23 protein-coding genes are annotated in these 24,336 nt (G+C 29.8%); 15 read left to right on the top strand and 8 right to left on the bottom strand.

Annotated features, from left to right (window positions below; genetic code table 11):
• Position 1 precedes the first annotated feature (1 nt).
• The 5 genes from RM538_RS12000 to RM538_RS11980 are packed head-to-tail and all read left to right on the top strand — an operon-like array spanning position 2 to position 6,057.
• Positions 2 to 211: a hypothetical protein gene (locus RM538_RS12000; protein ID WP_311333682.1), complete on the top strand. Its 210-nt coding sequence runs from the start codon at positions 2 to 4 to the stop codon at positions 209 to 211.
• A complete protein-coding gene (locus tag RM538_RS11995; RefSeq protein WP_311333681.1) occupies positions 195 to 1,598 on the top strand; it encodes a class I SAM-dependent methyltransferase in 1,404 nt (467 codons plus the stop codon). Before RM538_RS12000 ends, RM538_RS11995 begins: the two co-directional genes overlap by 17 nt.
• The gene (locus RM538_RS11990; RefSeq protein WP_311333680.1) at positions 1,579 to 3,066 is read left to right on the top strand and encodes a sulfatase-like hydrolase/transferase; all 1,488 of its coding nucleotides are present in this window, start codon (positions 1,579 to 1,581) and stop codon (positions 3,064 to 3,066) included. The genes RM538_RS11995 and RM538_RS11990 overlap by 20 nt, the downstream gene beginning before the upstream one ends.
• Before the next feature lie 2 nt (positions 3,067 to 3,068).
• Positions 3,069 to 4,595, top strand: a complete 1,527-nt coding sequence (locus RM538_RS11985; RefSeq protein WP_311333679.1) for a hypothetical protein — start codon at positions 3,069 to 3,071, stop codon at positions 4,593 to 4,595.
• A 1-nt stretch (position 4,596) separates the two neighbouring features.
• Entirely contained in the window at positions 4,597 to 6,057 is a 1,461-nt protein-coding gene (locus tag RM538_RS11980; RefSeq protein ID WP_311333678.1) for a sulfatase-like hydrolase/transferase, read from the top strand.
• A gap of 2 nt (positions 6,058 to 6,059) precedes the next feature.
• Here the strand turns inward: RM538_RS11980 and RM538_RS11975 are convergent, their stop codons facing one another.
• Positions 6,060 to 7,205, bottom strand: a complete 1,146-nt coding sequence (locus tag RM538_RS11975; RefSeq protein WP_311333677.1) for a glycosyltransferase family 2 protein — start codon at positions 7,203 to 7,205, stop codon at positions 6,060 to 6,062.
• Positions 7,206 to 7,952: 747 nt separating this feature from the next.
• Here RM538_RS11975 and RM538_RS11970 point away from each other — a divergent pair.
• From RM538_RS11970 to RM538_RS11945, 6 genes are all read left to right on the top strand, one after another.
• Positions 7,953 to 8,237: a hypothetical protein gene (locus RM538_RS11970; protein ID WP_311333676.1), complete on the top strand. Its 285-nt coding sequence runs from the start codon at positions 7,953 to 7,955 to the stop codon at positions 8,235 to 8,237.
• Positions 8,238 to 8,774: 537 nt separating this feature from the next.
• On the top strand, positions 8,775 to 9,509 hold the full coding sequence (locus RM538_RS11965; protein WP_311333675.1) for a GNAT family N-acetyltransferase: 735 nt from the start codon (positions 8,775 to 8,777) through the stop codon (positions 9,507 to 9,509).
• On the top strand, positions 9,506 to 10,606 hold the full coding sequence (locus RM538_RS11960) for a DegT/DnrJ/EryC1/StrS family aminotransferase (RefSeq protein WP_311333674.1): 1,101 nt from the start codon (positions 9,506 to 9,508) through the stop codon (positions 10,604 to 10,606). The genes RM538_RS11965 and RM538_RS11960 overlap by 4 nt, the downstream gene beginning before the upstream one ends.
• A complete protein-coding gene (locus RM538_RS11955; protein ID WP_311333673.1) occupies positions 10,607 to 11,890 on the top strand; it encodes an O-antigen translocase in 1,284 nt (427 codons plus the stop codon).
• Positions 11,891 to 13,369, top strand: coding sequence for an oligosaccharide flippase family protein (locus tag RM538_RS11950; RefSeq protein WP_311333672.1), 1,479 nt, complete (start codon positions 11,891 to 11,893; stop codon positions 13,367 to 13,369).
• Between the two features lie 2 nt (positions 13,370 to 13,371).
• Complete coding sequence (locus tag RM538_RS11945) at positions 13,372 to 14,121, top strand: acyltransferase (protein ID WP_311333671.1); 750 nt, start codon at positions 13,372 to 13,374, stop codon at positions 14,119 to 14,121.
• Between the two features lie 4 nt (positions 14,122 to 14,125).
• On the opposite strand, the gene RM538_RS11940 is transcribed toward RM538_RS11945, so the two are convergent.
• From RM538_RS11940 to RM538_RS11930, 3 genes are all read right to left on the bottom strand, one after another.
• Positions 14,126 to 14,614, bottom strand: coding sequence for a DapH/DapD/GlmU-related protein (locus tag RM538_RS11940; RefSeq protein ID WP_311333670.1), 489 nt, complete (start codon positions 14,612 to 14,614; stop codon positions 14,126 to 14,128).
• A 77-nt stretch (positions 14,615 to 14,691) separates the two neighbouring features.
• Positions 14,692 to 16,032: an HTTM domain-containing protein gene (locus RM538_RS11935; protein ID WP_311333669.1), complete on the bottom strand. Its 1,341-nt coding sequence runs from the start codon at positions 16,030 to 16,032 to the stop codon at positions 14,692 to 14,694.
• The gene (locus RM538_RS11930; protein WP_311333668.1) at positions 16,013 to 17,149 is read right to left on the bottom strand and encodes a glycosyltransferase family protein; all 1,137 of its coding nucleotides are present in this window, start codon (positions 17,147 to 17,149) and stop codon (positions 16,013 to 16,015) included. Before RM538_RS11930 ends, RM538_RS11935 begins: the two co-directional genes overlap by 20 nt.
• A gap of 19 nt (positions 17,150 to 17,168) precedes the next feature.
• Here RM538_RS11930 and RM538_RS11925 point away from each other — a divergent pair, with 19 nt between their 5' ends.
• Together RM538_RS11925 and RM538_RS11920 are read left to right on the top strand one after the other, a co-directional pair.
• Entirely contained in the window at positions 17,169 to 18,290 is a 1,122-nt protein-coding gene (locus RM538_RS11925) for a glycosyltransferase (RefSeq protein WP_311333667.1), read from the top strand.
• Positions 18,283 to 18,684 carry a sugar 3,4-ketoisomerase gene (locus tag RM538_RS11920; RefSeq protein WP_311333666.1) on the top strand — a complete coding sequence of 134 codons (402 nt, stop codon included), beginning with the start codon at positions 18,283 to 18,285 and terminating at the stop codon, positions 18,682 to 18,684. Before RM538_RS11925 ends, RM538_RS11920 begins: the two co-directional genes overlap by 8 nt.
• On the opposite strand, the gene RM538_RS11915 is transcribed toward RM538_RS11920, so the two are convergent.
• Positions 18,667 to 19,611: a glycosyltransferase family 2 protein gene (locus tag RM538_RS11915; protein WP_311333665.1), complete on the bottom strand. Its 945-nt coding sequence runs from the start codon at positions 19,609 to 19,611 to the stop codon at positions 18,667 to 18,669. The genes RM538_RS11920 and RM538_RS11915 overlap by 18 nt on opposite strands.
• Complete coding sequence (locus tag RM538_RS11910) at positions 19,604 to 20,500, bottom strand: glycosyltransferase family 2 protein (protein WP_311333664.1); 897 nt, start codon at positions 20,498 to 20,500, stop codon at positions 19,604 to 19,606. Before RM538_RS11910 ends, RM538_RS11915 begins: the two co-directional genes overlap by 8 nt.
• A gap of 98 nt (positions 20,501 to 20,598) precedes the next feature.
• Between RM538_RS11910 and RM538_RS11905 the strand changes: the two genes are divergently transcribed.
• Together RM538_RS11905 and RM538_RS11900 are read left to right on the top strand one after the other, a co-directional pair.
• Positions 20,599 to 21,420 carry a 2OG-Fe(II) oxygenase gene (locus RM538_RS11905; protein ID WP_311333663.1) on the top strand — a complete coding sequence of 274 codons (822 nt, stop codon included), beginning with the start codon at positions 20,599 to 20,601 and terminating at the stop codon, positions 21,418 to 21,420.
• Between the two features lie 5 nt (positions 21,421 to 21,425).
• Positions 21,426 to 23,069, top strand: a complete 1,644-nt coding sequence (locus RM538_RS11900) for a S8 family peptidase (RefSeq protein WP_311333662.1) — start codon at positions 21,426 to 21,428, stop codon at positions 23,067 to 23,069.
• Between the two features lie 2 nt (positions 23,070 to 23,071).
• On the opposite strand, the gene RM538_RS11895 is transcribed toward RM538_RS11900, so the two are convergent.
• The gene (locus RM538_RS11895; protein WP_311333661.1) at positions 23,072 to 23,758 is read right to left on the bottom strand and encodes a cell division ATP-binding protein FtsE; all 687 of its coding nucleotides are present in this window, start codon (positions 23,756 to 23,758) and stop codon (positions 23,072 to 23,074) included.
• Between the two features lie 39 nt (positions 23,759 to 23,797).
• Complete coding sequence (locus RM538_RS11890) at positions 23,798 to 24,268, bottom strand: tail fiber protein (RefSeq protein WP_311333660.1); 471 nt, start codon at positions 24,266 to 24,268, stop codon at positions 23,798 to 23,800.
• Positions 24,269 to 24,336: the final 68 nt, after the last annotated feature.

The following is a 24,336-nucleotide window of genomic DNA, read 5'->3' as shown; positions in this document are numbered from 1 at the left end:
TATGACTATACATTTTTTATATTTTGATCCAGGCCTTGGGGCTATGATTGCTCAAGCTGTAGTTGCCGCCGCCGCTGGTATGTTGTTATTCTCAAAAAATGCGTGGTATAAGTTTAAATTATTTTTCGGTCTTCAAAAAGATGAAGATGATACTTACGATTCAATAGATATTGATGAACAAGAAACCGAAAATGATGAAACAGCAAAATAAAACACACGAAGCTTCATTTAGAGATCCGTCAGGTTATATCTTTTATGACAAAGATGGGGTTTTAAAAAGAGTTATTAATCCAATATACTTCCCTCAATATAAAAAACTTACCGAATCAGGTTTTTTTAAAACTCTAATAGATAAAAAGCTATTAATTGCTCATGAAGAAACATTTTCTTCAGAAGAGAAAATAGAGATTACTCCAGAAGTAATCCCCTTTATTACAAATCCTTACGAGTGGAGTTTTGAGCAATACAAGCATGCAGCATTACATACACTTAAGATTCATAAATATGCTTTGTCTAAGGGGTTTGTGCTTAAAGATGCTTCAGCATATAATGTAACTTTTTATAGTGGTAAGCCAATCTTTATAGATACACTTTCTTTTGACTTTTATGAGGAAGGAACTCCTTGGAGAGCTTATAAACAATTTATTACTCACTTTTTTGGACCACTTGTTTTAGCAAAATATCATGGTACAGATATTTTTAAAATGATGCAAACTCATATTGATGGTATTCCTGTAAAGCTAATTTCAAGTTTACTCCCTGGAAAATCTAAATTGAGCTCAACTCTTTATACAAATATTCACTTACTTGCAAAAATGGAGGCAAAGCATAGTGAAGATTATAAAGTAGAAACTAAAATTGCTAGTCTTTCTAAAAGGGCGCAAAATAATATCATTGAGAACCTCTTTAATTACATTAAAAATTTAAAAGTTTCTGAAACTACAGAGTGGGGTAATTATTACACAAAAACTAACTACGATGAAGAAGCATTTAATTCAAAAAAACAACTTATAAAATCTTGGATAACTCCATTGCAACCCAAGCACCTTATTGATGTGGGGGGTAACGATGGTACATTTGCGAGAACGGTATTGGCAGAAGTGCCGCATGTTATTGTGACAGATATTGATGCAGAAGCTGTAAATCATAACTATAAACAAAGTATTAAAAATAGTGAGAATAACATGCTTCCTTTTGTTTTTGATGTATTACAACCTGCTCCCGGAATAGGATTTAATAATACTGAGAGACACTCTGTTATAGAGCGCTTAAAAAAATATAGTCCAGATGTAACTATGGCATTGGCATTAATACATCATATTACACTCTCTGGTAATGTTCCTTTTGAAAAATCTGCAGCTTTCTTTTCATCTTTCTCAAAACTTTTACTAATAGAATTTCCTACGAGGGAAGATACTTGGGTAGCTTCATTATTGGCTAGAAAAAGAGAGTTTATAAATCATTTTGACTTTTACAACAAAGAAAATTTTGAAGAAGCATTCTCAAAGTATTTTATAATTGATAAAAAAGAATCAATTAAAGGTTCCAAGAGAGTTTTATATCTTTTAAAACGAAAAGATGAAAACGCCGGTACGTAATACATCTAGAACAAAAATTAAAGAGCTTCCTTTTTATATTTTGGGAATAGCTACTGGGTTATACCCTATTTTATTCTATTATTCTAATAACTATTCTTTAATTAACTCTTGGAAACACCTTGGGTTCTTTATTGCACTTTTTATTGTAGTGCCAATAGTTGCTTTTTTTTTCTTACAATATATTTTTAAAAAATACAGCAAGCTTGAAAAATACAAAACTAGCGTATTTGCATTTTGTAATGCTTTAGGTTTTTTACTATTTATACAATTGTGCTTATATGCTAGCCTTAGACTTCTCTTTACTGTAGCTTGCTTTATTATCGCTTTTTTAATTGCAAAATTTTTAAATAAGCATTTGTTAAAGATTGTTGTATTTCAGTTTTTAATAGCATTTGCCTCTCTATTTACTTTAATACCTACCATTATTAACCAACTTTCTTATAATGAAGAATGGTTAAAACAGCCTGATAATATTGAAGAAGCTGTATTTACAAAAAGACCCAATGTATACTATATACAGCCTGATGGCTACGTTAATTTTTCTGAAATTAATAAAGGATACTATGATATAGATAATAGTAAGTTTAAAGATTTTTTGACAACAAACAATTTTAAATTATATCCAGATATCCGTAGCAATTATACTTCTACTTTAGTGTCTAATAGTGCTACATTTTCTATGAAGCATCATTATTATAACAGGGGGTTTAATTTTTCTGAAACTGCTAATGCACGAGAAATAATTATTAGTAAAAATCCAGTATTAGATATTTTTAAGAATAACAATTACAAAACTCACTATTTAGCTGAAGTTAGTTACATTTTAAATAATTTCCCTAAAATGGGATACGATGCTTGTAACTTTAGTTATGAAGATATTTCTTTTATAACCGATGGGTTTCAATCTGAAGAAGATATTACTGTACCTTTAATAAAATACCTTAATGAAGATGAAGAAAAATCTAAATTCTTTTTTATTGAAATTTTTAAGCCAGGTCATGTAGAGTCTGATAAAAATAAAACCTTAGGTAAAGAAGCTGAATATGAGAAGTATAAAACCAATTTAAAAATGTCTAATGAGCGATTGGTTAAAGTTATAAACTTGATTAATGAAAAAGACCCTAATGGTTTAATAATAATAATGGCAGATCATGGAGGCTATGCAGGAATGGAATATATGCTAGAGGTTTTTAAAAAAACAAACGATAGAGATAAGCTGTATTCTGCATTTAGTACAATACTAGCCATTAAATGGCCAGATAATACTGCTCCAGCAATTGACAAAAACTTTAAAACAGGTGTAAATTTATATCGTATTCTGTTTTCTTATTTAACAGATAATACTAACTACTTAAAACATTTGCAAGAAGATGCAAGCTATAGTATTATTGATGGAGGAGCACCTAAAGGAGTTTATAAACGTATTGATAGTCTTGGAAATATTGTTTTTGAAAGAGTAGAGCAATAATTATGAATGATTATTTCACTTTTTTTAAAAGAAACTTATCTGTCAACTCATTTTTGATATTTATTGGTTTTATACCATTAGTTTTTTGGGTATGTAATTACATTAATTATGATTTATGGTTTGATGAAATATTTTCATTAAAAGATTATGCTTTAGTAGATTATAAAACAACTTTCTTTTATTACCCAGGGCCAAATAATCATATTTTTTTTAATTTTTTAAACCAAATAGTATCTAGAATATTTCAGCTTAGAGATATTAACCTAGCCACAGATTATATTTATGTTTTTAGAGTATTTCAGCTTTTAATTTCCATTTTAACAGTTCTATACGGAACACTAATTTTAAAGAAACACTTCAATGTAAAATACTATGGTTTGTTCGCTATTGTTTTGCTAACTACAATACCTTTTTTAAACTTTTCTTTACAATTAAGAGGTTATAACTTAAGCACACTTTTGCTTGTGATGTTATTGTTTTATGTTTTTAATTACCTAAAAAGAAAAACATACGTATCTGGCTTTATGGTATTTTTATCAAGCCTTTTACTATTATATACTATTCCATCCAATGTATATGTTCTTGCATCATTATGGATTTTTGTATTAATCTATGCTGTTTATAATTTTAAAAAGAATAAAAATTGTTTTGGTATAGATAACTTCAGAAACGTCTTATTGCTTATTGCGATAGGTGTTATTACAGCGTTTATTTTTTACCTTCCCATTATTGAAGATTTAATATTTAATAAATACTCTAGTAGATCATATCCAGGTACTTTTTATATTGTATCTATAGTTGTAGAGACAATCCCTGCTTTTTTATCTTCTAGATACTTACTAGTTCCCTTAATTTTTGTTGGGGCTTATTATTTTTGGAAAAGACAAGTGCATGAGCAAAGGTTTTTCTTGCTTTTATTACTAGCTGTTTTAATACTACCATTTGGTTTAGCATTTTTACACCAAAAAGCACCATTTCCTAGAGTGTTTTCTCCATTGGCACCAATCTCTATTTTGTTAATTTTAATAGTACTGGATACTCTATTACAAAGAGTGAGGAATACCAAGATAGCAAGCATTTTTGGGTATCTTATCTCTCTCTACTGCTTATTTACATTTTATACTCAATATAAATCCAATCAATCTCTAGTTATAAAAGAGAATCAACTTGAAAAAGAATTCCCGCCACAGGGATTATATAGAAATTACTATTTAGCAAACAATTTTAATCCTAAAAGTACTTTGTCAAGTTTTTCAAAACTTTATGAAGGCAATACTGTTTTTATATTTGAACAATACGACAAGCCAGCAGTTAGGTTATATTTAGATAAATATAATGTGCCGTTTATAGAAACGGATGATATTAATGACATTATTAAAACTGTTAAACAAGAAAAAGAAGTATATATTCTTACTTCAAAAAAAGAAATAGTATTTAAACAACTTAACTTAACTGCCGAAGTTTCTGTAACTAAGGTTTCTGGTGTTGAAAACTTCCCAATAATATTCAAATTAGAATTGAACAAGTAAAATGAAAAGGAAAAGTAGTAATTATATTCTATATGGTGTGGCAGCTGGATTATACCCGGCTCTATACTTTTTTTCAAGAAAGCCTGATATACTTACATCACTAGAGCACTATCTTTTTATTTTTTCATTTTTTCTCTTATTACCTACAGTTTCGTTTTTAATTATAGAGAAAACATCAAATTATAGTAAAAAATATGATAAAGAAAGGTTGTTAACTTTTTATGGAGTATTTAGTTTTTTGGTACTTGTACAACAAATTACGTTTGTACAGCACCATAAAAAACTGATTATACTATCAGGAGTAGTTGCATTAATTATTTCTTACTTTTTTTATAGACATTTTTTAAAAATTGTAGTGTTACAATTACTGCTTTCTATTTTAACTATACCATTACTATATGATACAATTAAGCTTAAAAATTCATATAGCAAAAATTGGATTAAGACTAGTGACACTATAGAAGAGGCTGTTTTTAAAAAGAAACCAAACGTCTATTTTATAGAAGCAGATGGCTATGCTAATTTTTCAGAACTAGAAAAGCCATTGTATAATGTAAAAGTAGATAGCTTTAAAGAATTTGTATTTAGTAAAGGTTTTAAGCATTATCCAAATTTTAGGAGTAATTACCCAACTACAATCTCTTCAAACGCCTCTCTTTTTGCAATGAAGCATCATTATTATAATTTGGATTTAAAAAGTGATGAGGTTCAACATGGAAGAGATATTATAATGCATGATAACGCCACAATAAAAGCTTTTGTGAATAATGGTTACAATACTACTTTAATTACAGATACACCTTACTTACTTGCAAATAGGCCCAAAACATTATTTAAACAGTCTAATTATGGTTTTTGGAATGTTTCTTTTTTAGACAACGGAATTAGAAAACACAGAAATAATATTTTAGAATATTTTGATGAAGTTTTGTCAGAAGATTTTAATAAAGAGCAATTCTTTTTCATTCAATTTTTAAACCCTTGGCATATTAGAACAAAATCTAAAAACTCTAAAGGGGGAGATATTGAAAAAGAAAAATGGTTAGAGGGACTTGAAGAATCTAATGAAATTCAAATAAAATTAATCAATAAAATAAAAGAAAAAGACCCTAATGCTTTAATTGTTATTACTGCAGACCATGGAGGCTATGTGGGATATGATTACACCAATCAAACAAAAGTTAAAACTACAAATAGAGACTCTATAATGACAATCTTTAGCAGTAACCTATTAATACATTGGCCTAATGGAAATAACCCCGAGTATGATACAGAATTGAAATCATCTGTAAATCTATTTAGAGTCTTAATAAGCTATCTTTCTAATGAAAAAAGTTACCTTTCTAATTTACAAGACAATAGTAGTTACATAATACTTGATGAAAACACCCATAAGGGAATATATAAATATATTAATGATAGTGGTGAGGTGACATTTGAGCCCTATTATATTCCAGATTAGTATTACTTCTTAAGACCTAGAATGCTAAAAAATAAACTAAATAATATAACCTGCACTCCAAGTAAAATAGTCGTTACGGCCACTATTACAATCCTAAAAGTATTATGATTATTAATATCTCCAAAGTTTAAGCTTTGCCAATTTGTATATGCCCAAATACTTAATAAGAGACCTATAAGCAATAAAATAAGACCGCAAACAAGGCCTTTTTCAAGGTTAAAAATCTTAAAAAGAGAGTTGTAATTTTTTGGTTTTGGCAAAAGCTCATTTTCTATAGTATAGACTTTTGTTAAGCCATAAAATAGAAGAAACTGAAACCCTACTAGAAAAAGTGCCGTGCTAAATAGTAACGTATGTACATCAAAGGTTAGATTACCTACTTCAACAGGACCGCTAATTAATAAAGCGGAAGTAATAAACCCTACTAAACAAAAGAGTATACTTGGGTATAAAAATAACCAATTAGGGCTAAAGAGAACTAAAAAGCGCAAATGTCTCCAACCATCTCGCCACGTATTTAGGTGTGGAGGTCTTGACCTACCATCTTTAGATAGGGTAGTAGGTACTTCGGCAATTTTCATTTTTTTAAGACTTGCACTAACAATCATTTCACTTGCAAACTCCATTCCTGTAGTTTTTAGCTTCATTTTGTTATATGCTTCTTTACTAAAACCTCTCAAGCCACAATGAAAATCACCAATTTTGGATTTAAAAAAAAGTCTTCCAAGAAAAGATAGAACAGGATTTCCTAAGTATTTATGTAAAAAAGGCATAGCTCCTTTTTCAATACCTCCTTTAAAGCGGTTACCCATTACCAGATCATACCCTTCTCTTAACTTTTTTAAATAAGGCATCATATTGCTAAAGTCATAACTATCATCTGCATCTCCCATCATCACATATTTACCTTTTGCAGCACTAATGCCACCTCTTAAAGCACTACCATACCCTTTCTCTTGGACTGAAATTACTCTGGCATTTAATGAATTGGCAATTTCTTGTGAACCATCTGTACTACCATTATCTGCAATAACAACTTCTCCAATGATATTATTCTGATCTAAAAACCCCTTTGCTTTTTTAATACAAGTAGCAAGTGTTTCTGCTTCATTAAGACATGGCATTACAACAGATAATTCTATACTCATCTTGTAAATTTTAGTTTCCTCAAAAGTAGAACTATTACTATGAACCCTAAAAAATAATTATAAAATAAATACCTCATTATAGAATGAGATGCAAATGCTACAATAAATGAATTACTTAAAAGCAGAAGTGTAGTAGTTAAGATAAAACTATTTTCTAAAGTAGCATTTTTAATACACCTAATAAAGTAAATAATAGCAAGTAAGACTATAAAAAGAAATATAAATACTGAATAGTACCCATGGAACAATCCAGTAAAATAGAGTGATAAATAATTCTTTAGATTATTTTTTATAAGTATTCCAGTTAGGTTTTTACAACTCTTTTCTGTGTTAATAACATGAAAACTTCTTTCTTGATTTTGTTGAAAATGAATTGCCTTTCCCTTAACAAATATATTTTGGTTACAAATAAGAGGGAAATTGTTATGAAAGGTTTTATACTTTTCTCTATAGTTTCCAGTTACTTTTGAACTCAGTAAATTCATACTATCTATATGTTTAATAGATTGTATAAAAATTTCTCGATCAGTTAGGTTTTTTATATGAACACTATCCTCAATCTTTGATGTATATAATGGTAAAGTGACAGCGTTAACAAATGTGTAAGGAGGCGAAACAAAGTGACTGTGCACTAATTTTCGATATGTTTTTTCACTTACGTTTGTTATTAATGGAATTAAAAGAAATAAGAATAGTATTAAAACATTTCTCTTTCTTGTTATTTTTTTTCCATGCTTCAAAAAAAATATGAAGCCAAAAATTATTGGCACAATTATAAACTGGCCTCTCGTTAAAATTAGAGCTACAATAGAAATGAAAAATAGAAGTAAGTTCTTTTTACTCTCCTTAGTTATAAATAAAATCCCATTAGTTACTCCAATTAAAAAGAAAGCATATGACAATGACTCAGAGGTAACATTATTTGCAATCTCTAAGGGAGGAAATAGAGGGAATATTAAAACTAAAAATAAGAGGATTCTTGGAAGAAGTCTTAACTTAAATAGTCTAGAAAACGTTTTAAGTGTGGTGTAGATAGCGATCAAACAAAAAAGTGTCTGAAGACATACTGCAATAACATCAAACCCTTCTTTGAACACAAATTGCAATCCTCTCAAAAAAAGGACATAACCTGGAGATCGTACAATATCTGCTCTAAGATAACTATATGAGTCTGGATAAAATAGCGGCGGTTGTAATACAAACCAGAAGAAAACTACACCCAAAATAGTAAGTAGAATATAATCTTCTAAGACTAATTTTTTTAAATGCAATTTTATCAAAGAGTTTTATTTAAAGTACCTAGCTCGCAAGATAAAACAAAAAATAGTTTTAGTTTTACAGTTATCGTTAACACATTAAAAACGAAAACTAATTTATACAGTAAAAAAATATCAACCTAAAGACAAAGACACTTGGGATACTTTTGTAGAGGTAAGTAATATAAACTCTTTTCTTTTTAAAAGAGATTTTATAGAATATCATGGAGAAAGATTTAAAGATTACTCCCTTTTATTTTATAAAAAAAATAAGCTTATAGCTTTACTTCCTGCACATAGGGATAACAACATTTTGATTAGTCATGCAGGACTTACATATGGCGGAATAATACATAAGCCAAATGAGTATCTGGAGGTAGTTGAGTCAGTATTTCATTGTTTACTTGAGTTTTTAAAAAGTAATGATTTTTTAGAGCTTAGGGTTAAGCTGCCACCTTATTTCTACCATACTAAGTATACAACAGCACAAGATTTTCTTTTTTTTATAAATGGAGTCAACAGCTATAAAAGAGATATAAACTTCGTTGTTCCTCTTAATAATATTAATTTACATAAGTCCAAAAGTAAAGCTCAAAAAAACGGGACTTTTTCTTCTTTAGAGTTAAAGGAAGAAGACTCTCTCGATGCATTCTGGAATTCTGTATTAATTCCTGTTTTAAAGACAAATTATAATTCAACTCCAGTTCACAGTCTAGAAGAAATAAAGCTTCTAAAACAAAAATTTCCCACAAACATAGTTCAATTTAACGCTTATCAAGGTGAAAATATAGTAGCAGGAATGACGTTATTTATTTCTGGAAAAGTAGTTAAATCACAATATGGAGTAGTGACTACTGTCGGGAAAAAATATAAAGCACTAGACTATATATACCTAGAATTATATAAAAAATATAAAGAACTTGGATATTTATATTTTGATCTAGGGACCACTACTACAAAAGATGGTTACAATAGTGGATTAACTAGGTATAAAGAAGAATTAGGCGGAAATCCAGTAAACCTAGACTACTATAGCTTAAAAATATGATTCCATTTTTAGACTTACATAAAATAAATGCAAGGTTTGAACAGAAATTTAATGAATCGTTCAAGGATTTTTTAGATTCTGGATATTACATTTTGGGCAATCAAGTTTCACTTTTTGAATCGTCATTCGCCGCATATTGTGGTACAAAACATTGTATAGGAGTTGGAAATGGATTAGATGCCTTACGACTAATTCTTGAAGGGTACAAAGAGTTAGGTAAATTAGCTATAGGTGATGAAGTTTTAGTAGCATCTAATACGTACATTGCCACAATTTTGGCAATAAAACAAGCTGGTCTTACACCAGTTCTTGTAGAGGCAGAAAATACCTTATACAATTTTGATTTAGAAAAGTTAGAACAAGCAATTTCTTCAAAAACAAAAGTCATAATGCCTGTGCACTTATATGGCCAATTGGCTCCCATGAAAGAAATCAAAAAAATAGCAAACAAAAAGAGTTTAATTATTATTGAAGATGCAGCCCAAGCTCATGGCGCTAGAGATGCAGATGGAAAGTTAGCTGGTAACTTAGGAGATGCAGCTGGATTTAGCTTTTACCCATCCAAAAACTTAGGCGCATTAGGAGATGGTGGAGCTGTAACCACAAACAATACTGAGTTGGCATCAATAATTAGAAAGTTGAGAAACTACGGTACATCTTCAAAATATATAAATAAATACGTTGGTATTAATTCAAGATTGGATGAAATACAAGCAGCTTTCTTGAGTTGTAAACTTCCTGAACTTGATGTTGATAATAGAAAACGGAGAAAGGTAGCAGCTCGTTATCTTAAAGAAATTAAAAATGAAAAAATAAGATTGCCCTTTTTTAGCAAAACAGAAGACCATAATTTCCATTTGTTTGTAGTAGAAGTGGAGGATAGAGAGCATTTTATGTTGTATTTAAAAGAAAACTCTATAGGTTTTTTAATTCATTATCCTCTTGCCCCACATAATCAAGAAGCATTAAAAGAACACAACCATTTGTGTTTTCCTGTATCTGAAGAAATACATAGACGCATTATAAGTATCCCTATAAGTCCGGTGATGGAAGCCAATGAAGTGACTACTGTAATTGAAGTTTTAAATAACTATTAATTGAAAGTACCAGAATTTATTAGCAAAAATTTATTATTAAAAATGACTTCGGTAAATGGAGTTGTTATTAGTATAAGGCTCATAATTTCTGTTTTTGTTCAAAGGTTATTAGCAGAAATAGTTGGAGAAGCGGGAATATATAAAATTGGCCAACTACGTAGTTTAAGCCAGATTTTAAGCTCAATAACTTCACTTGGTGTTTTTAATGGGGTTGTAAAATATGTAGCAGAGTATAAGGACGAAAAGCCTCAACTACAAAAGTTATTTTCTACTACATTAGTATTTACCATTTTTGGTACTGTTGTAACTGGAGCGTTATTGTTTTTTGGAGCCGATTTTTTAAGTACCTACCTTTTTGGGAGTAGTGATTTTACATTTGTTGTTAAACTAGTTGCGGTAGTAGTTCCTTTTATAAGTATACAACGTGTTTTTAATGGAGTTATAAACGGCTTGTCTAACTATAAAAAGTTTGCAACCGTAGAGCTAATAAGTTATATACTTAGTGCTTGCTTGCTTGTATACCTATTATATCAAAATAATATTACTGGAGCATTAATGGCAATTGCATTAACTCCAGTTATACAAGTTGTAGTTATGCTCTTTTTAATTTTTAAAATTTTAAAAGAGTATGTTCAGTTTAAAAAACTAACTTTTTCTACCCCATTAGGAAAAAGCTTATTGGCATTCACACTTATGTCTTTTGTTTCTACAGTTTTACTGAATTATATAGAAATAGATATCCGAAATATGTTAGCCAATTCTTTAAGTGAAGATGATGCTGGAATCTGGACTGGGATGACTTTCATATCAAAAAATTATATGGTTTTTTCTGGAGCAATGTTTACGCTTTATGTAATTCCGAAGTTCGCAAGCATAAACTCTAAATCTGGTTTTTTAAAAGAATTATTGTCTATTTATAAAACCTTATTACCTCTCTTTGGTATCGGGATGATATTAATATTTATTTTTAGAGATTTTGTCATTGAGTTAATTTATCCAGGATTTACTGAAATGGCACCTTTGTTTAAATGGCAATTATTAGGTGATTTTGTAAGATTAGGCGCTTTGGTTTTAATTCATCAGTTTTTAGCTAAAAAACTCGTGCGTAATTTTATTTTTACTGAAATTGTTTCACTAGCTTTATTTTATGGCTTTGCAAACTACCTTGTGATTGATTATGGAGTAGAAGGTGTTGTTATGGCACATTTTATAAGATACATTCTTCTATTTTTTATTGTTCTGTTTTTAGTTTTTAGATATTATAATAATTTAAAAAAGTCATAAATGCTGAAAGAGAAAAATGCATTTAAGGGCGTAATTGTAGCTACTTCAATCTTTGGAGGGGTTCAATTTGTAAAAATAATTATCTCCCTTCTCCGTTCTAAAGCAATTGCATTTTTAATTGGTCCTGCAGGTATTGGTATTTCTGGATTATTTGTAACTGCTTTAAACTTAATAACTGAATTAACAAGTATAGGTCTCAATAAAAGTGTAGTTCAGGAGATTGCAATTGCAAAAGAAAAAAAAGATCAAGAAAAGGTCTCTAAAACTATTGGAGTATTAAAGAAGCTAGTTTGGCTTTCAATTTTTGTTGGTTGCTTATTAATGATAATTTTTTCACCTCTTTTAAGTGAGATTTCATTTGATTCTTCTGAGTTTACTTACTCTTTTATTTTCCTTTCTATAGCCTTATTGTTTAATCAGCTCACACGATCTAACTTAGCAATTTTGCAGGGTTTAAGAAACTTAAAAGGCCTTTCTAAGGCTACGGTTTATGGAAACTTATTAGGCTTATTTATAACCTTGCCACTTTACTATTTTTTTAGAATTGAAGCCATAGTGCCAGCGATAATAATTGCACATGCAATAGGTTTTTTTATAGCACTTTATTTTACAAGAAAGGTACAATACCTTCCTATAAAAGTCTCACTTAAACAAGCTGTATATTCTGGAGGGAATATGATGAAGCTTGGTGCAGCTTTAAGTTTAGGTGGTATTATTTCTATCTTAGGTATGTATCTATTACAAGTATATATTTCAAACTATGGGGGTATTGATGAAGTAGGTTTTTATATTGCTGGTATTGTAATACTAAACACTTATGTTGGGGCGGTTTTTACAGCTATGGCAACAGACTATTACCCTCAACTAGCAGCCATTTCTAGTAATATTTCTAAAATTAAAGATAAAGTGTTTGAGCAAGCCTATATAGGTGTGTTATTGTTAGTACCCATTGTTGTAATTTTTATAGCTTTTGCACCCTTTTTTATAGAACTACTTTATTCTGAAGAGTTTCTTTCAACTACTAAGCTAGTTAGTTGGGGAATTTTAGGCATGATATTTAAAATGGGATCTTTTTCAATGGGGTATATTATTATTGCAAAGGCAGATACAAAGTTATTTGTAAAAACTATTATTGTTTTTAATGTTCTACTATTTAGTTTAAATATAGTAGGATATAACCTATACGGGATAGAAGGTTTAGGTATTAGTTTTTTAATACATTTTATAATTCACTTTATTTCATTATTAATAATAACCAAGTGGCGTTATAACTTTACTTTTAAGTCTGAGTTTTACCCTATTTTCATAGTTGCTAATGTAATTTGTATTTTAACATTAGTCTTTTCTAATATAGATGATAGCACCCTTAATTTATTAGTTATGATTGCTATGACCATTATATCCGTTACTTTTTCGTTTATTTACATTAATAAAAAAGTGGATATTATAAGTTTTTTAAAAGATAAGCTGAGAAAATAATAATGAGTTTTTTAAAAGAAAAGTATAGAAAATTTAAAAGGGTTTTTAAAATAATTCGTTCAGTAAATTGGATTAAAACGCTTTATTTCAACTTTAAAAAACTACCTTTTTCTGAAGCAAAAAAACTACCTTTTTTCTTTTATGGGAGTGTAAAATTTACCAATATTTCTGGCGATTTTATTCTTGAAGGCCCCTTGAAAATGGGAATGATTGGTTTTGGGTTGCTTTTTGAAAAGATGACACGTCAACGCGGGATAGCCGAAATTAACATGCAAGGCAAAATGTTATTTAAAAACCACGCCCACTTTGGAAAGGATGTTATTATTTATGTTTCAAAAAATGGGTATTGTGAATTTGGGGACATGGGCTGCCTTGGGTCAAATGTAAAGCTTATTTGTACCAATAGAGTTGTTATTGGAAATTGGACAGGTATTGGTTATGAGTCTCAATTAATTGATACAAATTCGCATCCTATGATGGATACAAATACCAAAACTCACTTTCCAATTGAGGGAGAAATAAAAATAGGAGACTATAACGCTATTTCAAATAGAGTAACCATTATGTTAAATACAAAAACTCCAAACAATTGCGTTATTGCTTCAAATTCATTGTGCAATAAGGACTATTCAAGTTTAGGAGAGAATATTTTGCTAGGAGGAATTCCGGCAAAACTCATAAGAAATAACTTTGCTAGAGACTGGGAGTCTGAAAAAGAAATGCTTAAGAAGTATAAGATACTTCAATGGTAATTTTTTAAAGTTTTTTATAGCATTTTGCAGGGTTCCCAAACCAAACTTCATTTTCAGGGATACTTTTATTTAAAAAAGAAAGCGAGCCCAATACGCTATTATCGCCTATTGTAATACCATGCTGTATAACACTACTAGTTCCTATAAATACATTTTTGCCAATTTTTGGACCACCTATTTGATCTTTTTCTGTGTTAAGGTTGTTAGTCATAACTTTAGGACATATATAAGTGTTATCACCAATTTTACAACCTCTAGCAATTATACTATCGTATCTTAAAGTTACATTATTACCAATCTCACAACTTCCAGAAGATGTTACTCTTGAGTCTATGTAACAATCATTTCCAACAATTGTATTTTCACGGAGTTCTACATAGTTTTTTATTACTGTATTATCACCAATAACTACATTGTCCCCTATTATACAAAAGTTGCCAATGGTAACATTCTTGCCTATTACTGCCGAATTAGAAATTATACTAGTATTCATTAGTTTAAATTATTACGTTGCTAAAGTACGTATTATGGCTTGAGTATTGAAGTGTTATTTTTAAAGATTTTAATTACTTACCAGAGACATTCGTTATTTCCTTTTATCGGAATTTTTCTGAAATGTAAATATTTATGCCACCAGTTTGTAGTACTAAAAGTGCTGTTCTTTAAATTATCTATTTGTAATGTATCCTTTTTGTAAACAACTGTTGCCGGTATTGGGTTGTTATATTTTTGCTTCCAGAATCCTACTTGCGTCTTAAACTCTATATAGGGTAAGTCATACCCTTCTAATTTTTCAATACCATTCCATTTACAATAATCTGGCAATTCTAGTATCGTTACATAATCATCTTCAAAAAAAAATAATTTTGTTTTTTTAGTATTAATTAAAAAATGATTACTTCTACTACTTTCAGTAATAAGATTACTAAACATAGTGAGATTACCTGTATTTGATAACCCTATATAAGCTTGACTTGACCACAGAAAAACAAAGAAAACAGGAATTGCAAGCTGCCACGAGAGCTGTAAGTTTTTAGTGTTAAATTTTATGCCTTTTACCAAATTATAAAAGAAATAAACCCAACCTATATTATAAATAAGCCCATTAATAAAAGCTATTTTATAAAAAGACAGGGTTGTGTAGTTTCTTAATACAAAACCCGTAATAACAGCTATTACAGCACTTACTGTGTAGATAATTAGATGCTTTTGTTTTATTTTTTTAAGACTTAGTAAAGAACCTAAGAGTAAGAAACCTGCTAACGAGCTAAAGTTAGAAAACCCAACAAAAGATAGATATATGTGAAAAGCAAGTAAAATTAAAACAGCAATTTTTCTGGTTTTCCTAAAAAGTAAGCCAAAAGGGATAAGCATTTCTATAAGGATTGTTCCTACTTGAAATACTAATGCAATAGTTGTATTGGTTAAAATTTCAGTAGAAAAAAAACCTTGATTTATTAAAAAAGTACAGCTCTCATTGATACTGAAAAAACCACTATTTAATTTATGAAACCCTGCAAAAAAATAGATGCTTAGTAGTGAAAACCTAAAGAACCATGTAATATTTTTTACAGATAATGTATTGTTTTTTATGTCTTTATACTTTAGTAGTAGAAAGCATATAATAAAGAGACCAATAAAAAATTCTAGATTACCATGGTTTGCCATTCTAGGAAATGAGAAACCGTAAAGTAAAACTGCAATAGAAGCTATAAAAAAAGAAATCAACCAAAATTTTTGCTTAAAAATCAATAGCAATAAGGAAATGATAAGTGCTACGACTAATGCCGGATAAATCCAACTATTGGAGCCATACCCCATGAGTAAGGCAACTACAAAAAATGTAAATAAGTAGTAGTATACTTTAGGTAATGTAACATTTGCACCCATTTTAAGTAGTGTATATGTCAATATATTTTTGAGCAATTGTAATATAGTGGTGCTCCTTTTCAATAAAATTTATAGCGTTTTTACTTATTTCAGTAATTTTTTCAGGATTTTTTATAAGTAATTCTAGATTGGCTACAATCTCTTGAGTATCAGGTCTGGTATGTATTGCAACTTGATTTTTAAGATTATGAAAAGCTTCAAATTGTGGAGAAGCTCCGGTAAATACTACTTTCCCTTTTGCCATAGCTTCCAAGGCATTGTATCCTTGGTCATACGCTAATGCTTGGTCAAGTAAGATATGGGCTTTGTCAAACTTGGTTATGTACTCTTTGTATGGTAAATTTTCAACTACAACAACTTCTACTTTATCTGCATACTTTTTCTGAATAATCTCTAAAGCTTCTTCAAAATAGACAATTCCTTTTGTATGGTAATTACTTCGATTAATCCCTAAGAAAATTTTTATTTTGTGAGTAGGTTCTTGAGTTTTAGGGGTCTTTATTTTGTCTATATTTACAGGGTTTGGTATAAGTCCCAAGTATTTAGGGTGGTTTTCTAGTGGGAGGTGATAATCCATATCTGTAGCAATCACACCTTCTATTTTTGAGTAGACATAATTGTGAAGCTCTTTGTATGCGGGAGCTAAATATTTTAAAGATGAAAAGTAAGTTTCTTTTGATACGGTATTATCTAAATATCCTTTAAAAATACTATACTCAAGTTTATTACTTAGACCAAATGCGACACTTACATAATCCGTTCCGCAAGACAATAAAAATAGTTTTTTGTTATTTAAATGTAAGAAGTCTATAAATTCTTTTTCATATTTTGGGGTTGCAGCAAAAGAACTTTCGTTTATTAATTGTACTATATCAAAACCTGTTAAACGTTCTGTATGTTTAAAAAACTGATTTTTAAGAGATAGTGAGGTTATATTAACACCGGTAAACTTATACAAGAGAGTTTTCAGTTTCTTTTGAATACCACTATCAAATTTTCTTTTTAGTTTAATATCTGATGGGTAATCTTTAAAAAAATCCCCAGATGAAATAAGCAACACCTCATGTCCTAAAGCAGTTAGTCCCTCTTTTAATGAATTGTGTAATCTACTATATTCGCCTACTAAAAGTATCTTCATATCTTTGTGACGCTTCTAAATGGATAAGCTCTTGAGCGAAGGTACGCATATTAAAATTTGTATAGTAACAATTTCTCTTGCTAATGGTGGTGCAGAGAGAGCTGCTGCTATGCAATCTCAAATGTTTACATCACTTGGCCACGAGGTTCACATTGTAACTTTAAACAATGCTATTTCTTACAATTACTCAGGTACACTTTTTAATTTAGGAAAATTTAAAAAAGGTAAAGACACAGTCTTTAAACGTTTTATTAGATTTAAAAAACTTAGACGGTACATAAAGAAGCAAAAGTTTGATGTTATTGTAGATAACAGGTCGAAGACTAATTATAAGAGAGAGTTATTTTATAGTAATTATATATACAAGAACCAATCATGTATTTATGTGGTTCATAGCTCAAATAAAGAATTATACTTTAGCAATAACCCAAAGGAAACTGCAAAAATATACAGGAGAAATACTAAAACAGTTTGTGTTTCAAAATATATAGAGGATACCTTACTAGAAGATTTGAGCATTACCAATGGTGTCACTATATATAATTCTTTTAACCCAGATTGGAGTAGTCAAAATAGCACACTTCCTAAGCAATTAAATAATAGGAATTATATTTTGTCTTACGGAAGAATTGTCGATTCCGTAAAGGATTTTAGTTTTTTAATTAATTCCTTTTCAAAATCTGCTGTATGGAAAGATAACATATACCTAGTGATTATGGGTGATGGGCAAGATGCCAAAATGCTTCAAAATAAGGCTTCAAAATTAGAGTGTTCTCCATTCATTATTTTTATGCCATTTCAAGAAAATCCTTTTCCAATAATTAAGCAAGCAAAGTTTGTGACATTAACTAGTAAGTTTGAAGGGTTTCCTATGGTGCTTTTAGAATCTTTTTCTGTTGGAACCCCTGTAGCAGCATTAGATATAATTTCTGGTCCTAATGAAATTATTAAACACAAAGAAAATGGTTTATTAGTTTCTGAAAGAAATGTACCTTTATTTTCTAATGCAATTAGGCAGTTAGTATATGATAAAGAACTTTATATAAAATGTAAAGGCAATACTAATACATCTATAAAAGAGTTCTCTATGGAGGTAGTTGCAAATAAATGGAATGGAATATTATTAGAAAATTATGCTTGATAACTGTAAAATTATAGATATACCTAAAATTGCTGATCCAAGAGGTAATCTAGGTGTAATTGAAAAAGAATTACTACCCTATAAAATAAAAAGGGTTTATTATTTATATGATGTACCTAGCGATGCATATAGAGGGGGGCATGCACATAAAGAACAGTTAGAGTTTTTAATTGCATTAAGCGGCAGTTTTGAAGTAGTAATTGATAATGGAACAAACAAAGAAACAATTACCCTTAATAAACCAGATAAAGGTCTTTTATTAGATACAGGAATATGGCGTGAGCTGCAAAATTTCTCTTCTGGTGCAATATGCCTTGTAGTTTCATCTGGTGAATATCTTGAAGAAGATTATATTAGAAATTATAATGACTTTAAATCATTTGTAGGAGCTTAATCTATACCCCTTTTTTCCAAGAAATTTTTGAGTCTTTATCAATAATACAAGTATAGACCTAGGTAGCTTGAGTAGGTTTCTTTGTGTAAAAGAAAGATTTTTAGAATTTATTTTTTTTGAAATTTTATTGGACGTTTTAAAATTTCCTGAGAGCTTATATTGTAGTGCTATAGAATACCTGTTTAAATCTAAAAACTTTTGAAGAAACATATCTTCTTTTGCAAAGTCTTCATAGTTATCTAGATTTAGAAATACACGATCATTTGTAGGGGTATTAGAGATTCTATTTGTACCTTCTAGGTTATGTGTTGCACTAACTATTTTACAAAATCCAATTTCAGAGGCTAATGCGGCTCTAATCCATAAATCTGTATCTTCTCCTGCTCCCATTGTAATGGATGTGTCAAAGCCATTTAAACTGTTAAAAAAAATCTTTTTCATGCAAACAGCAGAGGTCCAAGCAAGATTATCTTTTAGAGAATTTTTAAAATAATTATTTATCAAAAACATAGACTCCTCTTTTTCCATAACTGGTGATTGTATGGGAACAATGAGATTTTTATTATGCTTTTTTTCATAGGCAGTTGCATACCAACCTTGTTCTGGGAACTTTTTAATTAAATCTTTCAGGTTTTTCAAGTGGTTTGGGTACCAATAATCGTCTGCGTCTAGAAAAACAATATGGTCTGCTATAGCTTTAGAAACTCCAAAATTTCTAGTTTTTGATACACCTTCATTTTTTTTTGAGAACAGCTTTATTCTATCGTCTTTTATTTGAGAAACTACACTTTCACTTTTATCTGTAGAACCATCATTAACTACTACAACCTCAAAATCACTATAAGACTGAAGTAACACACTTTTTAATGTGTTTTCAATATCTTTTTCTTTATTGTAAAGAGGTATAATTATAGATAACTCAGGCATTTTCTGCTCTTTTTAGCTTAATGTAATAGTGTAGTCTATATAAATCAAACCAAAATAAATTAGGCTTACTTGATCTAAAATTAGCTTCCATCATATTTTTAAACAATCCAATAAACCAATTAAATAACTTAGTAAGTCGCCACTTTTTCAACTTTAAATAGGACTGTTGCATTGGTCTAAGGTTGTAGTCTAATAAACCATCTTTTTCGAGAGTAAAAGTTGATTTAACAGACTGTAACGATTTTTCTAAAAACACCTCGGTATTTTCTAAACCATGATGTATTACAGGGTTTTTAACATGAAGTACAGCAGCATTCATGTTTTTTAATCTATTGGAAAAAAAATTGTCTAAGCCATAATGATTTTCAACAAGAGTATTAGCTTTTGTAAATGTCTCTTTCTTAATTAATAGATTTTGAGAAATTATAAAATGAGGTTTCTTTTTTCTATGTGATACAGACTTTGCTTCTCTTTGTTTGCCATAATGCCAACGTAAAAGTTTTTCTTTATCTAAAGGTTTTTTTTCTGAATAGGCAATGCCCCCAAAAATAACATCAAACTTATTATCAATTTGTTCAATATAGTTTTTTATAAAATTTTTTGAAGCGGGCATAACATCAGCATCCAGAAATAATAACCAGGAGTAGTTAGAATTTTCAACTAATTTATTTCTATTAGCTGTTCTACCTACATTTACTGTATTAGAAATAAGGGATACATTTTTTAAAAATGTAATACTATCATTTTTAGTAATAAAACTTTTCTTACTTGAAGCATCATCACTAACTATTATTTCAAAAGATATAGCAGTTTCGTTACATTGCTTATGTATCTCAGTAACTAGGTTAGTTACATCATAGTTATATGTAGGTATAAGTATTGAAAGCATATTTACTATTGGTAAAAATACATTTTTTGTTGCTTTAAAATTGATTTCAGTATTTATATTGTAATTTTAACCCAATAGTTATCCTCTTCAAATTATACATGGAAACAAAACAAATTGCAACATTAATTTTTGATAAAATCTCTTCAGAAAAAGAAACTCTAAAAAAGAAATATTCTGAAACAAAGAATGGTATAGGTCATTTTTACATTGACAATGTTTTACCAGAAGATCTAGCGATGAAAATTAGTAGTGTTTTTCCTAGTAAAGAAGAGATGGTACTAAAAAAAAGTTTACGAGAGTATAAGTACATCGCAGCACAAATGGATCAATATGATTCATTACTTGAGAAGGTGATTTATGCATTTCAAGATCAAAGAATAGTCGATTTAATTGGTGAAATTTGTAATACCAAATCACTAGAGCCTGACGAAAACCTGTATGCTGGAGGTATTTCCCTAATGGCTTATGAGAATTTTTTAAATCCGCACTTGGATAATTCGCATGATAAAAATAGAGATAAGTGGAGAGTCTTTAATCTATTGTATTATGTTACTCCAGATTGGGATGATGATAATGGTGGGCATCTAGAATTATGGCCTGATGGAGTAGAAGGTGAGCAAATAACTATCCATAGCAGGTTTAATAGGCTAGCAATTATGGCTACACATCAAGGTTCATGGCATAGTGTGAGTCCTGTCACGTACCAAGGAGAACGTTGTTGTGTTTCTAATTACTATTTTTCTGAAACACCTTTAAAAGAGAATGACCAATTTCACGTGACATCTTTTAGAGCTAGACCTGGACAAAAAGCAAAGGATTTTATCTTAAAAATGGATGCTTCCTTACGAATGGGGATACGTAAAGTATTTAAAAAAGGAATTGTAGAGAATCCTCATGTTTATAAAAAGGATAAAGAGTAATACTTATGAAGCCTATTCTACTTTACTTTCTACTATTATTTTCTTGCTGTAGTATAGCTTCTGCTCAATTTCAAGATAAATCCTGGATGTACCTTAGAGCTAAAGATACATTAGTGTCACCAAAATTTGAAGAAACAAATGGAGTTTTGAGATATGTGGGAGATGATACAAAGCTTAAAAAGATATTTGAAGAACATATAATCTATAAGTTTAAAAAAACATACAAAAACGCAACAAGACAGAACTTAAAAAAGACCTTTTTTGTTATTTCTGATAAACAATCTTTTCTAGATGATATTTTAAGAGAAGGGTCACATCTTTTTGTTTTTGGCGAACTTATAGCTAATGAAGACAAAAAGATTTTTGAGCCCAATGATTATGGGCTAACCAGTACCATTGGTGACTATGGAGAACATAAACTTAATCTAGATTACTTGGATTTTCTTGATTTACCTAAGGCGTGGTATTATACTACTGGAAGTAAAGATGTAATAGTAGGAATTTCAGATGCCCAATTAGATACTATAAATATTGATTTTAAAGGGAAAACAAAAAATCTTAAAAATGGATATCCAAGCGGTGGACATGGATATGGGGTTTCTGGAATTGCTGCTGCTCAAGGTAATAACGGTTACGGCATGCCAGGTGTTTGTTATGACTGTAGTATCTATGGCACTAAATATGGAGAGTTTAAAGACTTTAAATCCTTAATGGAGCTATCTAAGATGGGTGTACGTGTAATTAATTGTAGTTGGTCTGGTAGCAAATATTATGAAACTGCGCAAGAAGCTATAAACGAGATGTATCAAAATGGAACAATTATAGTTGCTTCAGCTGGAAATAAGAATTGGAATACATCAAAGCAAGGGGAAATTGTTTATTACCCAGCTTCTTATGACAAAGTGATTTCTGTTTCAACGGTAATGTATAAAAATCCTACCTATAAAGATGCCATGGATAGAGATTCAAAAGGTAATTTTTTCGCTCAAAACGTTAGAAATTATGTAGGTAGATCCTTAGGCTTTAAAGATAATGATACTTTAAATGAGCCTCATATCTGGAATGTATCTGTGACTACCTTAAACAAAGATGTAGATATACTTGCACCAAGTGCTGGGGTTTTTAGTTATGGGAAATGGCTTACTAAAAACAAAAAGGAGTTTATAGATATTGAGGCTACTTCACCAGCCGCTCCATTTGTTACTGGAACTATAGGCCTTATGTTATCGCTAAACCCTTGTTTGCCTACTAATGAAATTGAAAGTATCCTTAAAATGGGTTCAGTTAACATAGACTATATACCAGCAAACAGGAAGTTTTATGGCAACTATGGTTCAGGAGCACTTAACGCAGGAAATACGATAGAATTACTATATCAATTATACACTCCAACTCAAACTGCTTATATTCAAAATCAAGATTTCTCAAGATGGGGTTTTAACTTACGTTCTTTTGCTAAAAAAACTGTTTTTAAAAATCAGACGTTTAGAGAAGATGCTACTTTAGAATTAACTTCAAAAAATCAAGTAGTTCTCTCAGAGAATACAATTTTACGACCCGGAAATAAGGGAAGTATTAAAATAAAAATAGATTCGACGTTAGAAAAAGAATGTGAGCTCCAGCTAAGAGACCCTAGTATTGAAGAATAATACTATACTGTAGTTTGCACGACTTCAAAAATTTGGTTTTCGTCGCACTTTAATGTTTTTGAAGGGTATTTAAGTAGCAAGGCATAATCATGCGTAGCCATTAAAATAGTATTTCCGTTTTTATTTATTTCTTGAAGCACCTCCATAACTTCAACACTTGTTTGTGGGTCTAAATTACCAGTAGGTTCATCAGCAAGGATTAACTCAGGATCGTTTAGTAACGCCCTTGCAATAGCAATACGTTGTTGCTCTCCTCCACTTAATTGGTAAGGAAATTTAAAGGCTTTTGTTTTCATCCCCACTTTATCAAGCACTTCATTTATTTTATTCTCCATTCTACCTTTGTCTGTCCAACCAGTTGCTGTAAGAACAAAGAGTAGATTGTTATGAACGGTACGGTCGTTTAATAATTTAAAATCTTGAAAAACAACCCCTAATTTTCTTCGTAAAAAAGGGATATCATTCTCTTTTAAACTAGGTAAATCATAACCAACAATGCTTCCCTCTCCTTTTTGTAATGGCAAATCACCATATAGGGTTTTCATAAAACTACTTTTACCTGTTCCAGTTTTACCAATTAAATAAACAAACTCTCCCTTATCTACAGTTACTGAAACATCCGAAAGGATTAAGTTCTCTCTTTGAAAAATAGATGCATCTTTTAAAAATAAGACAGGTTGTTGTGACATAATATTGTTGTAGTTAATAAAACAAAAGTAGCTAAATCACTATTCATTTTCTAGTTTACTAATCTTTTCTTTCAATACTTCTAACTCCTTTTGTTGCTCAATAGTATATAATGTAAGTTCTTCTATTTTCTCTAGTAATAAAAGGTTCATTTCTTTTAATGAAAGTCCATTTTTATCTAACTCTTTTGCTGAAGGTATCTTAGGTAAGTGATTGTGTTTTTTTACATATGCCTCAAGTTTCAATAGTGATAACCTTGAATAATCAGGATTAAGAGTTGAACTCCCTTTAGTATATTCTTCAAAAACATAATCTGGTGCAACAGCACCTTTAAGGTCTACTATTACTTCTTGAGTGTGTATTTTTCCTTTAACTGTTAATGTTTCATCTGGGTTTGTAGTACCAATCCCAACTTTGCCATTTTTTTGAGTAATTAAATTCCCATAACTAGATTGTGCAGCACAGCTGCCAAGTAAAAAAAGAAGAGTAAAGAGTATTAATAAATTTTTCATAAGTGAAAGTTAAAGTCTATATATCAAGTCTAAAAGTAAGTAATTTTACATTCAAATATTCTATTAAG

The sequence above is a fragment of the Patiriisocius hiemis genome (assembly GCF_031846325.1).
In the GTDB taxonomy this organism is placed as follows: domain Bacteria; phylum Bacteroidota; class Bacteroidia; order Flavobacteriales; family Flavobacteriaceae; genus Patiriisocius_A; species Patiriisocius_A hiemis.
The sequence above is the reverse complement of the archived record's forward strand: the minus strand, read 5'-3'. Positions and strand labels throughout refer to the sequence as shown.

Bases quoted from the DNA above. Each gene is read 5' to 3' on its own strand.
- RM538_RS12000 (WP_311333682.1), top strand. From the start codon at position 2: ATGACTATACATTTTTTATATTTTGATCCAGGCCTTGGGGCTATGATT.
- RM538_RS11995 (WP_311333681.1), top strand. From the start codon at position 195: ATGAAACAGCAAAATAAAACACACGAAGCTTCATTTAGAGATCCGTCA.
- RM538_RS11990 (WP_311333680.1), top strand. From the start codon at position 1,579: ATGAAAACGCCGGTACGTAATACATCTAGAACAAAAATTAAAGAGCTT.
- RM538_RS11985 (WP_311333679.1), top strand. From the start codon at position 3,069: ATGAATGATTATTTCACTTTTTTTAAAAGAAACTTATCTGTCAACTCA.
- RM538_RS11980 (WP_311333678.1), top strand. From the start codon at position 4,597: ATGAAAAGGAAAAGTAGTAATTATATTCTATATGGTGTGGCAGCTGGA.
- RM538_RS11975 (WP_311333677.1), bottom strand. From the start codon at position 7,205: ATGAGTATAGAATTATCTGTTGTAATGCCATGTCTTAATGAAGCAGAA.
- RM538_RS11970 (WP_311333676.1), top strand. From the start codon at position 7,953: ATGAAGCCAAAAATTATTGGCACAATTATAAACTGGCCTCTCGTTAAA.
- RM538_RS11960 (WP_311333674.1), top strand. From the start codon at position 9,506: ATGATTCCATTTTTAGACTTACATAAAATAAATGCAAGGTTTGAACAG.
- RM538_RS11950 (WP_311333672.1), top strand. From the start codon at position 11,891: ATGCTGAAAGAGAAAAATGCATTTAAGGGCGTAATTGTAGCTACTTCA.
- RM538_RS11945 (WP_311333671.1), top strand. From the start codon at position 13,372: ATGAGTTTTTTAAAAGAAAAGTATAGAAAATTTAAAAGGGTTTTTAAA.
- RM538_RS11940 (WP_311333670.1), bottom strand. From the start codon at position 14,614: ATGAATACTAGTATAATTTCTAATTCGGCAGTAATAGGCAAGAATGTT.
- RM538_RS11930 (WP_311333668.1), bottom strand. From the start codon at position 17,149: ATGAAGATACTTTTAGTAGGCGAATATAGTAGATTACACAATTCATTA.
- RM538_RS11925 (WP_311333667.1), top strand. From the start codon at position 17,169: ATGGATAAGCTCTTGAGCGAAGGTACGCATATTAAAATTTGTATAGTA.
- RM538_RS11920 (WP_311333666.1), top strand. From the start codon at position 18,283: ATGCTTGATAACTGTAAAATTATAGATATACCTAAAATTGCTGATCCA.
- RM538_RS11915 (WP_311333665.1), bottom strand. From the start codon at position 19,611: ATGCCTGAGTTATCTATAATTATACCTCTTTACAATAAAGAAAAAGAT.
- RM538_RS11910 (WP_311333664.1), bottom strand. From the start codon at position 20,500: ATGCTTTCAATACTTATACCTACATATAACTATGATGTAACTAACCTA.
- RM538_RS11905 (WP_311333663.1), top strand. From the start codon at position 20,599: ATGGAAACAAAACAAATTGCAACATTAATTTTTGATAAAATCTCTTCA.
- RM538_RS11900 (WP_311333662.1), top strand. From the start codon at position 21,426: ATGAAGCCTATTCTACTTTACTTTCTACTATTATTTTCTTGCTGTAGT.
- RM538_RS11895 (WP_311333661.1), bottom strand. From the start codon at position 23,758: ATGTCACAACAACCTGTCTTATTTTTAAAAGATGCATCTATTTTTCAA.
- RM538_RS11890 (WP_311333660.1), bottom strand. From the start codon at position 24,268: ATGAAAAATTTATTAATACTCTTTACTCTTCTTTTTTTACTTGGCAGC.